This is a genomic window from Arthrobacter sp. SDTb3-6 (assembly GCF_013376095.1).
GTDB lineage: Bacteria > Actinomycetota > Actinomycetes > Actinomycetales > Micrococcaceae > Specibacter.
Genome location: NZ_JAAMFN010000003.1, coordinates 68,720 through 81,220 on the forward strand (window position 1 = coordinate 68,720; position 12,501 = coordinate 81,220).

7 protein-coding genes are annotated in these 12,501 nt (G+C 65.5%); 1 reads left to right on the forward strand and 6 read right to left on the reverse strand.

Annotated elements, in window-relative coordinates; translation table 11 throughout:
• Nucleotides 1-103: 103 nt before the first annotated feature.
• Genes G6035_RS02255 through glf form a run of 5 tightly spaced genes read right to left on the reverse strand, consistent with a single transcriptional unit; the run spans nt 104 to nt 7,058 of the window.
• Entirely contained in the window at nt 104-2,203 is a 2,100-nt protein-coding gene (locus tag G6035_RS02255; RefSeq protein WP_176615448.1) for an acyltransferase family protein, read from the reverse strand.
• A 9-nt stretch (nt 2,204-2,212) separates the two neighbouring features.
• Nucleotides 2,213-2,941 (reverse strand): ABC transporter ATP-binding protein, encoded by a 729-nt coding sequence (locus G6035_RS02260; protein WP_176615449.1) that lies wholly within the window; start codon nt 2,939-2,941, stop codon nt 2,213-2,215.
• A gap of 1 nt (nt 2,942) precedes the next feature.
• Entirely contained in the window at nt 2,943-3,821 is an 879-nt protein-coding gene (locus G6035_RS02265; protein WP_176615450.1) for an ABC transporter permease, read from the reverse strand.
• A gap of 4 nt (nt 3,822-3,825) precedes the next feature.
• The gene (locus tag G6035_RS02270) at nt 3,826-5,838 is read right to left on the reverse strand and encodes a glycosyltransferase (RefSeq protein WP_176615451.1); all 2,013 of its coding nucleotides are present in this window, start codon (nt 5,836-5,838) and stop codon (nt 3,826-3,828) included.
• Nucleotides 5,835-7,058: a UDP-galactopyranose mutase gene (gene glf / locus G6035_RS02275; RefSeq protein ID WP_256882526.1), complete on the reverse strand. Its 1,224-nt coding sequence runs from the start codon at nt 7,056-7,058 to the stop codon at nt 5,835-5,837. The genes G6035_RS02270 and glf overlap by 4 nt, the downstream gene beginning before the upstream one ends.
• A gap of 226 nt (nt 7,059-7,284) precedes the next feature.
• Between glf and G6035_RS02280 the strand changes: the two genes are divergently transcribed.
• A complete protein-coding gene (locus tag G6035_RS02280) occupies nt 7,285-11,808 on the forward strand; it encodes an FtsK/SpoIIIE domain-containing protein (protein ID WP_176615453.1) in 4,524 nt (1,507 codons plus the stop codon).
• Between the two features lie 8 nt (nt 11,809-11,816).
• Here the strand turns inward: G6035_RS02280 and G6035_RS02285 are convergent, their stop codons facing one another.
• Nucleotides 11,817-12,296 carry a hypothetical protein gene (locus tag G6035_RS02285; RefSeq protein ID WP_176615454.1) on the reverse strand — a complete coding sequence of 160 codons (480 nt, stop codon included), beginning with the start codon at nt 12,294-12,296 and terminating at the stop codon, nt 11,817-11,819.
• Nucleotides 12,297-12,501: the final 205 nt, after the last annotated feature.

A 12,501-nucleotide genomic window follows, 5' to 3' on the forward strand; every position in this document is an offset into this window, starting at 1 on the left:
CGTGGACCACGCATTGTTATTAGAATATCCGCAGTTTGCGGGCCGGACGCGCACCATGAGAGCCGGGCCACGTCGGGCCGTGCCCGGCTGCGCCTTCCCAACACTAGATCTGGCGTTCAATGTACGGCGCCAAAAGCTTCGAAAAATCACCGTTGAGGTGGTCCGCGTCGTAGTAGACGGCGACGTTCCCAACCACGGCATAACACCGGCTCGAATCGCAGAAGTGGTCGGTCAGGTCAATCAATTTCACCTTTGGCGATTTCATGGACCTTGCCGCGGAAACCAATGGGTCCGCCGGCTGGGCAACCGCACGCGGAACTGCACACTTGAGCGGCCGTGCCGGATTGAGCGCCACGCACTGCGGATCGCGGACGTAGCCGTTCAGCGGCGGATCGGCCATGACGTACACGGTGCTGCCGGCAGCGGCCCAGCGGCCCCAAAACTTCGGCAGCCCGGCGCGGTACTGTGCGTCCTGGCTCCGTCCCGAGCCGTCGTCGACCGTTTCTTTCCGGGCAAAGACGGAGTAAAAGACCTTGTCGGGCTTGTCGGCCGCAATCATGTTGGCGATGGACCGGGCACCGGCCATGCAGGCTGCGTTCCCGGCTGGATCACCTTTGCCGCGGTACCCGGCAAAAGTGACGTCGGCCACGGGGCACCCGCCCAACAACGAATACGTCAGCTTCCAGTGGTTCTTCCTTGCCAGCACCAGAAGTGCCGGCTTCCACTGCTCGGCGTGGGAGTCCCCGGTCAGCCAAACCGTGGTTGCGCCCTTCTTCCCGCCGGAGAAGTCACAGACGGCGACGGCCTTGATTCCCGCCCCCTTCCGGTTGGGGTCGGTGGCGCATTCGGGGGCCGAGGCGTAATACCGGTTCCCGGGGCCCATGACCGTGACGGCAGCCGGCCCGAGCGCGTCGGTGCACCCCTTCTGGGCAGGCAACGCCGCCGGGCCGAGGCAGGGGCGGCCCATTTGCTGTTCCTGCACCGCCTCTGCCCGGCTCTCCTGCAGGGCGCCGCCCCACGTCATGCCGCCGGCCAGGATGGCAAGCATGGCAAGGCCCGCCCCCATGCCAAGGAATGTGCCCCGCGGGCGCTGCCCCAGGATCTTCCAGGACTTGCCGCGGTCCTCCACCAGCACCTTGGTCAGCCAGGCAAGTGGCACACAGACGGCAATGATGCCAATTTTCACCCACGCGTTCAGGGGTGCCAGCAGGACGTAGGGTGCCACGACGATCATCGGCCAGTGCCACAGGTAAATCGAATAGGAAACATCGCCCACAAACTGCACCGGCTTCCATGCCACGAAAGGATGGAAGGGAACGCGGGTCCGGCCCGTCCCGCCGGCGATGACGGCGGTGGCCCCGATGACGGGAAGGAGCGCCGACCATCCGGGAAACTCGGTCTGGGGGCTGAAGGTCAGGGCGGAAGCTGCAATGGCAAGCCATCCAAGCACCGCCAACACGTCAGCGGCCAGCCGGGGCAGGGCAACCTTGGCCGCGGCAATGGCCAATATCCCGCCGGCCGCGAATTCCCATACCCTCACAGGGGTGACGAAATAGGCGGGGTTTGGATTGCCCGCGGTGAAGATGATCGAGTACACCAGGCTGGCCGCCCCCAGCAGGGTGATTCCCGTCAGAATCGTCCTGCGACGGGCACCCAGCCGGGCACCCAGGCGATACAGGCCAAAGAGCGCCAACGGCCAGAGGAAGTAGAACTGTTCTTCCACAGACAGGGACCAGTAGTGCTGGGCGATGGTTGCCTGGTTGTTGATCGCCGAGTAATCGATGGACTGCCCGGCCAGGGACCAGTTCTCAACGTAGAAGGCACTGGCCATCACTTCGCGTGCTGTGGGCTGCCATTCCGAATACGGCACCCAGATGGCGACGGCCACCGACCCGGCGGCAAGCACGATGAACGCGGCGGGCAGCAGCCTCTTGATCCGCCTGGCATAAAACCGGCCAAAGGACAGGGCTGACGTACCAAAGATCTCCTTGGCCAGGTGCGATGTAATCAGGAAGCCGGAGATGACAAAAAAGACATCGACGCCCACGTAGCCGCCGGTGAGCCGGTTGGGCCACAAATGCGTCAGGACCACCATCGTCACCGCCACGGCTCGAAGCGCCTGGATGTCAGGACGGAACCTGGCCCGTCTGGCTCCCGCGCGGGACTGCGGGCTGGATTGGGTTTCCCCTATGACGAGGTTCAAGCCTGGCGCCTACGCCCCGCGCAACTTCGCAACGGCGTCGTGGATGGATCCGTCGAAGGTGACATGGCCGTGGTCCAGGACCACACCGCGGCTGCAAATCCGTGACACCAAATCCAGGTCGTGGCTGACCACCACCAAGGTGCGCCCCTCGGCAGCCAGCTCCTGGATTTTGGCAATGCACTTCTGCTGGAACGGTTCGTCGCCGACAGCAAGGATTTCATCGACAAGGAAAACTTCGGGATTGGTGTGCACCGCCACGGAAAAGGCAAGGCGAAGGTACATGCCCGAGGAGTAGAACTTCACCTCGGTGTCGATGAACTGGCCGATCTCGGCAAAGTCGATAATCGACTGGAACCGTTCGTTGATCTGTTCCTCTGTCATGCCCAGGATGGCGCCGTTGAGATAGACGTTGTCCCTGCCGGAAAGGTCATGATGGAACCCCGCGCCCACCTCGATCAGGCCCGCAACCTTTCCCCGCGTGCGCACCGTTCCGCTATCAGGAATCATGACCCCGGAGATGTGCTTGAGCAGCGTTGACTTGCCTGACCCGTTGAATCCGAGCAGGGCAACGGTCTCCCCCTGCTCCACCACCAGGTCAACGTCCCGGAGGGCATGGAACTTCTCGGACAGGTCACCCTTGCGGCCCTTGATGAGCCAGATGAAGGCTTCCTTCAGGGACCGGGTGTGGCGGAGCACAAACTGCTTGCTTATGCCCGTGACTTCGATTGCCGTTGTCATGCTACAACTCCTGGGCGAAGCGGCCTTCAAGCCGCCGGAAGGTCAGCTGGCCCCATACCAGGACCGCGGCCGAGACCAGCAGTCCCACGGGTATCCAAAGCGATAGCAGGTGGGGCGGTATCCCGGCCGAGCCGTCCGTCGTCGGAAGCCAGAATGCATAGTGGAAGGTCTCCACGGCGATGGTGATGGGGTTGACCTGGTAGATGGAGTACCACGCTTCACCCAGCTTGTGCTGGACCATGGTCCACGAATACATGACGGGGGACGCCCACGTGGCGATCATCAGGAGCATGTCCACGAAGTTTTCGGAGTCCCGGAAGTAGACGTTGGCGGCACCAAACAACAGTCCAAGGCCCGTTGCCAACAGTGCGATGATGATGAACCCCGCCACCGCTGCGAGCAGTTGGAGAAACGAAGGGTGCCAATCGGAGAAAAGACAGGCCACCACCAGGATGAGCAGCTGCGGGAAGAAATGGACGGCAGAAACCCACACCGACGCGACCGGGAACAGCTGGCGCGGCAGATAGATCTTTTTGATCAGTCCGCCGTTGCCCACTATGGATCTGGAGGCGTTTCCCAGGGCTTCGGTGAAGAAGTTGATGAGGATGATGCCGGAGAACAGGTAGATGGCATAGTTGGGCAGCCCCGACTTGTTGGTGGAGCTTTGTTCGAGTCCAAGGAACACGCCCAATGCCACGTAAAACACAATGAACTGCACGCCCGGCTTCACGTAGGACCAGATGATGCCCAGCACCGAGCCGCGGTAGCGGACCTTGAGTTCCTTGCGTACCAGCAGTTTCAGCAGAAAACGCTGACGGTACACGTCCGCCAGTCCACCACTGGTCCCCGGACGGACCAAGCCATCCTTCGCTGTTTCCAAGAGTTTAGTTTTCACTGATTTCGCTATGTTCGGCGAAGGTCTTCTCCCAGGCTTCCACGGACGTGATGGCCGCGAGGGCGTCACGGTACTCTGCCTTCAGACGCGGCCACTGCCGCAGCACCTCGCCATGGACCTTGACGCTGTCCACGAGCAGCTTGCGGACCAGCTTGGGATCACGCTTGTACCACGACGCCGCGCTCCCCTCCGCATTGCTGACAATGGCACTGTCGAACTGGGACATGCGCCACCACTTGTTGTCCTGGTGCGCGACGACGGCCTCCGGATGCTGTTGCCGCTGGTCGGTGACGGGCGTGGCCACCTGGCGGATAACATTCTTGGCCAGCCAGGGCGCCAGCTTCACGAGCGAGGGGACGGAAAAGCCTTTGCCGCGGCGCGGGAGCCTGGCAACTTTGACGGCCGGGAATTCATCGACGTCGGGCTTGAACTGGGTTTCAGTGTAGCCTGCGGCCAACGCCCGGATCTCCGGCAGGCGCGTGGGCAGCATGCCGTGCAGTCCCGCGGGCCCCTTCATCAGGTCGCGCAGGGCATCGATGCGGCCCTGGACGGTGTAGTACTGCATGGAAATGTTGTGCTTGAGATCCAGCTTGAGCGAGTTCTCCACCAGTCCGCCGCCGTGCTCATAGGGGCTGTGCAGCAGGGCAAAAATAAACCGGTTGCGTGTGTGGAAGTAGGACTGCCAGCCCACCATGTCGTCCTTGTCGATCCAGGACACATGCCAAACGGCGGCACCGGGCAGTGACACTGTGGGGTACCCGGCGGCCTTGGCGCGGACACCGTATTCGGCGTCGTCCCACTTGATGAACACCGGCAGTGACAGGCCGATTTCCCGGATCACCTGGGTCGGGATCAGGCACATCCACCAGCCGTTGTAGTCCACGTCAACGCGCCGGTGCATCCATGCCGTGTCGCGCAAGGTTTCCTGGGAGAAGTTGTGGCGCATCTGCTGGTCCGGGTTGGGTTCGTCCGGGCCAATGATGTAGGGGTTGACCACCTCACCAAGGGTGTGGAGGACGTTGCGGTCGTGCAGGTCGAACATGTGCCCGCCCACGAGGGTCGGCTTTTTGCAGTAGTCGGCGAACACGGCCAGGCGGGTGATGCTCTCTGGTTCCACCACCACGTCATCGTCCAGGAGCAACACGTAGTCGCTGTCGTTCTTGACTGCTTCGTACATGCCACGGGCAAATCCGCCCGAGCCGCCCAGGTTGTCCTGGTTGATGATGCGCAATTTGCCGCCCAGCGCAGCGGCCACCTCGGCAAAGCCGTCCGCTTCGGCCACCTTCTGTGTTCCCTGGTCGACAACCAGGACTTCCTTGACGGACTGCAGTGCTTCCGGGTGCTCACCAAGAATGCGCAGGTTGTTGATGCAGAAATCGGTCTTGTTCAGCGTGGTGATCTCAACCGTGATGTCACCGTTGGTCCGTGGTTCCTCATCGGTGAGCCACTCCGCAGCCTGGATGGCAACGGCTTCCGCCCCGGCGGTGACGTCGAACCAGTACCAGCCGCCATCGCCGAAGGGGGCCAGCGAGAGGTCAAAGGTGCTTTCCGTAGCGCCCTTCACCCTGGTTGTCTCGACATGCTGGAGTGAGCCCCGGGCGTTTGACTTGTATACGGAAACAGTTCCCGCGCCCTTGGTCACAACACGAAGGCGAACGGTGCGCAGCGGCGTCCAGCGGCGCCAGTAGCTCGCCGGGAAGGCATTAAAATAGGTTGAAAAAGACAGCCTTTGGCCCGGGCGCGCGGACGTTGCCGTCCGCGAGACGACATCTTCGTAGCTTGCCGTATTGGCACCATCGGCCGCGCGGGCCCGTTTTGCCTGGCGTTCCCCACGGACAGTGGTCGGCGAGTCACCAAAGGCGCCCGCCGAAGTGCCCGCATCCAGGTAGAGCGGCAGCGTTTCCTGGTCGGCATCGCCGGGCAGGATGACCCGCTGGAGCGTGCGCCAGCTGCGCGAGTCCCCGTCCGCCGTCGTGCTTTCCGTCTTTGTTGCTACGCTCACGCGTCAACTCCTCCGCTTTGCAGCTTCGCCCCGCCGGTAAAGTGCGGCTTGATCTTGTTGTCGAACATGCTCAGGGCCGAACCAATGGCCATGTGCATGTCGAGGTACTTGTAGGTGCCCAGGCGGCCGCCAAACAGCACTGACTTTTCACCGTTGGCCAGGTCGCGGTAGGCCAGCAGCTTCTTGCGGTCCTCTGCCGTGTTGACCGGGTAGTAGGGTTCGTCGCCCTTCTCGGCGAAGCGCGAATATTCACGCATGATGACCGTGGCGTCCTTGGTGTAGTCCCGTTCCGGGTGGAAGTGGCGGAACTCGTGGATGCGCGTGTACTTCTGCTCTTCATCCGGGTAGTTCATGACCGCACAACCCTGGAAGTCCTCGATGGGCAGCACTTCCTGCTCGAGGTCGATGGTGCGCCAGGAGAGGTCGCCCTCGGCATGGTCGAAGTAGCGGTCCACGGGCCCGGTGTAAATGACCGGGACCTGGCCGAGCACTGCGTTGCGTGAGAATTCGCCGGCCTCAAAGAAGTCGGTGTTGAGCACCACTTCAATGTTGGGGTGATCGGCCATGCGCTCAATCCACGCCGTATAGCCGTCCACCGGCAGGCCCTCGTGCGTGTCGTTGAAGTAGCGGTTGTCATAGTTGTAGCGCACGGGCAGGCGGGAAATGATCGACGCCGGCAGGTCCTTCGGGTCGGTCTGCCACTGCTTGCCCGTGTAGTGCTTGATGAACGCCTCGTACAACGGGCGTCCGATCAGCTGGATGCCCTTGTCGTTCAGGTTGGCCGGGTCGGTCCCGGCCAGCTCGCCCGCCTGCTCCTGGATCAGGGCCCGAGCCTCGCCCGGGCCCATGGCGGAACGGAAGAATTGGTTGATGGTGCCCAGGTTGATGGGCATCTGGTAGACCTCACCCTTATGGGCGGTGTACACCTTGTGCTGGTAGCTGGTGAACTGGGTGAAGCGGTTCACGTACTCCCAGACGCGCTCGTTGGAGGTGTGGAAGAGGTGGGCGCCGTAGCGGTGGACCTCGATGCCCGTCTGCGCCTCGTTTTCGCTGTACGCGTTGCCGCCGATGTGGTGGCGGCGGTCCAGCACGGCCACCTTCAAGCCCAATTCAGTGGCGGCACGTTCTGCAATGGTCAGGCCAAAGAAACCCGAACCGACGACGATTAGGTCAGCGTTCACAAACTCTCCTGTGTTCCTTGCGCGGCGGTATACAGGCACAGCAGTGCCACGCCTACCGTCCTAGGTTACCTGACCGTTATCCAAACTCCGCCTGCCGGGCGTATGACCCATGGCACGTTGGGCCCGTTCATTCCTCCACACGGCGGCCTGCCGGCCGGGTTGTTGACAATGTTCGACGCCGGACCCCACGGACACTTCCCGCCAGCCTAGTCTCGGAGGACACGGCGGCCGCACGGCCGCGGGAAACGCGTGGAAGGAAAGGACTGTGCGTCTGGAAATCACCGCAGTGGCCGGCCCCGGCACCGATCCGTTTGACCCGGCCGAACTGAGCATTTTCCTGCCGGACGGCATGCTGGCCGAGGGCCACCTGTCCGCAGCGGACCTGTCCGGCGGGGCGGCTGTCGCCGGGGCACTGAACGGTCGCTGGCCCGGCGCCGCGTTCACGGTGGCCGGGCTGCCACTGGACCGGCTCCGCGCGGGACGCCCGCCCCTGACGGACGGCGCCGTCGTGGTGGTGCACGGGACCGCGCCGGCACCTGCTGGTGGTCGGCATCCGTCGGGACCTGACGCGCCTGCACAACTGGCCGTCTGCTCCGGTCCCGGCGCCGGCGCCATTTTCCCGCTGCACCGGGGCAGCTACGGCCTGGGCCGCGGGCGCTGCCGTATTTCCATCGCCGACCCCGCCTTGTCCAGGCGCCAGGGGACGCTAACTGTCGGCGAGCGCGCCATCGTCCTTGAGGCGGCCCCCGGCGCAACCGGCTTCAGCCTCCTCCGCGGCTGGCAGGCCAACCCCCTGGCCGCCGCCGTCGCCGTGAAGGGGCCGGCCATCATTGAAGTGGGCGACCTCATCCGCTGTGGCGCGACCGGGCTGCTCCTGCAACTCTCCACTCCTGTGTCCACGTCGACGGGCCGATGTGCGATGCCTGGTGGAAACGCTGCCCGGACGGGTGGCCGCAGCGGCACCGGCAACGTTGGCGCGACCTTGAACGAGGACGGTCAGGGCGATGCCGGCCGCTCGGGAGAAACGGGCAGCCTCGGGCACGGCGGGGCTGGCGCGCCTGGCCTAACCGGGGGAACGGACATGGACCGGCCAAGCGGAGTCAGCGGGCCCCTGTTGGGCGCCCGTGATTTTGCCGGTTTGCTGGATGCCGGTGCCCTCGCCGCGCTGTCCTTGCCCGCCAGGTCCGGACAGCTGCGGAACCGTTGGGGCACCTTGGCCACCGGCCTGCTGCCCCTGGCCGTGGGCGTGTTGCTGGCGTGGCTGACCGGTTCGTTGATGTTTCTGGCGTTCGCCGCCATGGGCGCCGTCGCCGTCATTTCGCCTCTCGTGGGTGGTGCCAGGGACCGGCGGGGATTCCGCGCGTCGGTGGCAATGGCTGCTGTGCAGAATGCTGCACGGCGTCTGGCCGCCTTTCCCGGGGCGGATGAGCTGTTTTCCGGCGCACTGCAGAAGACGCTGCCGGATCAACCCCTTGCCGGCCCGGGCGGATCTGGCCGCACAGGACTGCAGGCGCCGGATCCAGGCCAAGGAGCGCTGCCTTTTTCCGGCCGGCGGCTTGCCCTCCGTGTGGGCACGGCCCACCAGTGCGCGAACCTTGACACGGCATCCGCCGGTCCCGGCCTGAAGGTGCCTGTGTTGACCCATTCCCCGGTTACGGTGCCGTTGGGGCAGGGTCCGGTGCAGATTTGCGGTGCCGCCGGGCCGCTGCGGCTGTTGCTCCATTTTGTCCTGATGCAACTGGACGCGGCCGGCGTGCCCGTGGTTCTTTTGGCGTCCGCCGGCGACCAGCCCCTGGCGGCGAGGTTTTTGCCGGGCACAGTGCTCTCCAGTGGACGCCTGCCGACCCCGGCGGCACCTCCGGTCCCGCCGGGAGGCGTTGTGGTGACATTCGATGAGCCGCAGGAACTGGTCCGGGCGGCCTATCCGGGCACGGCCGCGGTCTTTTTCTTTACACGCGCGGTCGAACACGGCACTGCGGCCACCGGGGTGCGGCTGCACCTTCAGGGGGACACAGCCTGCGGCCTGCTGGACGGGCTTTCATTCGTTCCTGACGGTGTGCCCGCGGAAATCTTCGACCGCTACGCCCGTGCCAGGGCAGGCTCGGGACGCCACGAGGTGGCGGCGGATCCCTTGGCACCCTGCTCTGTTCCGCTGCCCGGACGGTGCCGGGCACACCAGGTCGTGGAGGGTTGGCGTGCCTCCGCAGGCGGTCCGCTCAGGCCGGTTCCGGTCGGGCGCTCGGCAGCAGGGCAGGAAATGTTCAGTTTCGCCCAGGACGGTCCACACCTCCTCGTGGGCGGCACAACGGGCTCCGGGAAGTCCGAGTTCCTGAGGACCCTGGCGGGCAGCCTGGCGCTGGAACATTCCCCCGCCGATCTTGAATTCATCCTGGTGGATTTCAAGGGCGGCGCCGGCCTGGGCGCGTTGCGGAAGTTTCCCCACACCTCCGCACTCGTCACGGACCTTGACGGACACGGGATGGACCGCGTCCTGGCTTCCCTGCGGACGGAAATCCACCGGCGCGAAACCCTGCTGGGTGCCGCCGAGGCTGCCAATGCAGACAGCTACCGTGCCAGGCGCGCTGCCGGCAGCATCTTCGGCCGGTCAGGCGGGGGAGGCATGGCCCACCTGGTCATAATGGTCGATGAGTTCCGGGTGTTGGTGGACCAGTATCCCGATGCCATGGGTGAGTTGATGCGCATCGCGGCCGTGGGACGTTCGCTCGGCATCCACCTGGTCTTGGCAACCCAACGGCCCCAGGGGGCGGTCAGCGCCGACATCCGCGCGAACGTCACCTCCTCCGTATGCCTTCGTGTACAGACCAGCCTTGATTCCCAGGACGTCATAGGGTCCGGCGCTGCATCATGCATTGCCGTGGACACCCCTGGAAGGGCCTTCATCAGCCGGGCCGGTGCCCGCCCCACCGAGTTCCAGAGCGCGACCTTGCGGCTGCCGGATGCCCGCGGGCCGCTGCACGCCGTCGTATCACCGGTGGCCGAGCTGCTGGCCGGCCCGCAGATGATGACAGCGCTGCCGTCCGCACCCCTGCCGCCGTCCCCCGGCTCCGCCGCGCCGGTGGGCGGAACGGCCAACGAGTCCGCCGCGGACAGCGACGTCGACTCCGTGGCGGGCCTGCTCATAGCCGCCTGGCAGATGCTGTCCTCCCCCGGCACTTCAGCCCCGCCTGCCAACGAAACGGCATGGCAGCGCGGCCTGGAAAATGGGGCGGCAACCACGCCCGGTCGGTCAGTTCCGGTTCGGCAGTCGCCGTGGCGGCCGGCCCCCGCCATCGTGGCGCCGGAGCTGCCATCCGGGATCGATCTGGACGCGCTGACATCCGACAATGGCGCCGTCACGGCCGCCACCAGCCGGCATGTTGCGGCCGGCTCCGGCACGGACGGGGGTGCCGTCCTGCTCGGGCTGGTGGATGTGCCCGAACGGCAGTCGTTGGAGCCGCTGGTGTGGTCTCCTTTGCGACATTCCCACGTGGCGTGCCTCGGCGCCCGGGACGAGTCCTCGGCCGGCGTGCAGCTGTTGGCCTCCAGGCTGCTCGCCCCCAACACCCGGCGGGATGGGAGCTTGCCGCATTATGCCTACCTGCTGGACGGCGACGGGTCCCTGCAGCACCTCAGGCGCCATCCCCGGGTGGGTGGTTATGTGACGCCCGCCAGCCTGCGCACCGCGGCCCGCCTGCTGCTGCGGCTGCAGGAGGTCGCCGAGCGCACAGAGTCCCGGATGGTGCTGTTTGCCACTGATTGGGGGCGCTGGGTGGCCGCCTTCCGGTCCGGAGCCTGGCCCTGGGCCGAGGATTGTGCCGCGGCCCTGGTCGGCCACAGCCGCCCAACCGTGGCCGTGGTGGTGGGCGGGGAGCGCGAACTGCTCACGGCTCCGTTCATGGCAGGCATGCCCAACCGCCTGTTCCTGCCCTTCGGTACCAGCACGGAATCCCGGCTGGCGTGGCCGGGCCTGCCGCGATTCACGCCTGTGCCCGGCCGCGCCGCAGTCTTCGGTCCCATCAACGCCGCCGCCTCACGGGGTGCCCCCGAGGAACCCCATGTGGCCCAGCTCGGCGCAGCCGCCCCACCCGGACGGGGCCTGTCCATGGTGGCGGAACGGGAAGGCGGGCACCCGCCGCTGGTTGTGCGTGACCTGCCGTCAACCCTCACACTGGCGGTGGCCAGCGCGGCCTTGGCCGGAGCATCGGCCGCGGCCGGCCCCGGCGCCACTGCCGGTGTCGGCAACACAGGCGCCGGCGCAGGAACAGCCAGGGACACGTTCACGGGTGTCCCACCAACCACGGCTCCCGGCCCAACCGCGGTCTGGGACGTGATGGTGGGCCTTGGAGGGGATTGCGGGACCCCCATCTGGCTGTCGGTTGCCCCCGGGACGGTCATTCCTGTGCTGGGGGCACCGGGATCGGGCCGCTCCAGCTTCCTGGCTGCGGTACGGGAGCTGAACGCCGGTCGGGGCAGGCTTCTTTGGGTGGACGACGCCACGCGGCTGACGCCGGAACAGTGCCACGCCATATCCCGCCAGGTGGCGGACGGAGGTTCAGCGCTGGTCGCCGTTCCCAACCATCTGCCCTCGTTGTCCAGGCTTCCCCCGGAATGGGGTGTGCGCACTGCCGAACAGGGGGTGGTCCTCAGACCGCGCCGGCAGCAGGACGGGGAACTGTTCGGGCTCCGACTCGACACGATGGGTTCGGAGCCGGCGGGCCGCGCAGTGTTGGTGGATCGCGGTCGGACTACTTGGTTCCAGTTCCCCGCGCCAAGGCAGGGCGCGCCGTGACAAACCGTCTAAAGGACCGGCTGCCCGCCACGCGGACGCAGGGAGAACTCAACCACCTTGGGTGTGAACAGGTAGAAAATCACGGCGAGCGCCGGCAGCAGCATCACCATGCCGGTCACGGCAGGGCCGTTGAGGAGGGCCGGCACGGCGAGGGCGACCATCAGCAGCTGCCAGACAAACGCAGCAGACCTGGTCCATCGGAAGCCCTTGAAGGCGTTGACCGCCACGGCCGCCAAAGCCGCTGCCAGTGCAAAGACCAGCACAATCAAAAAGACGGTGCCGGCAACGGAAAGTGACGGCTGGCTGAACGCACCAATGGTGGCGACGACGCCGAGCACGGCGAGGGCAACGGCCTGGAGGCCGACCACCACGGAGATCACGTAGACGCCGGCGGGCCGGTGCGCCGAAACGTCGTTGGGTCCGTGCGCGGCATGGTCCCGCTGCCCTGGATCCGGCTGTTCTGCGGGGTTCACTGGAGGTCTTGACACAACTGCACCTTACCGGAGATAGTCGGGTAACAACCACGCACGACTGCCGTTTGGCCGCAACCATTGTGATGCATCGCTCATGGTCCGGTGCCAATTAAAGCCTCACAACCCCTTGTTTACAAAGAGTTAACATGACACGCTTAACTCAATGACCGACAAGGGCCGATAGCGGCCCTTTTCTTATGTGGCCTAACGTGAAATTTTT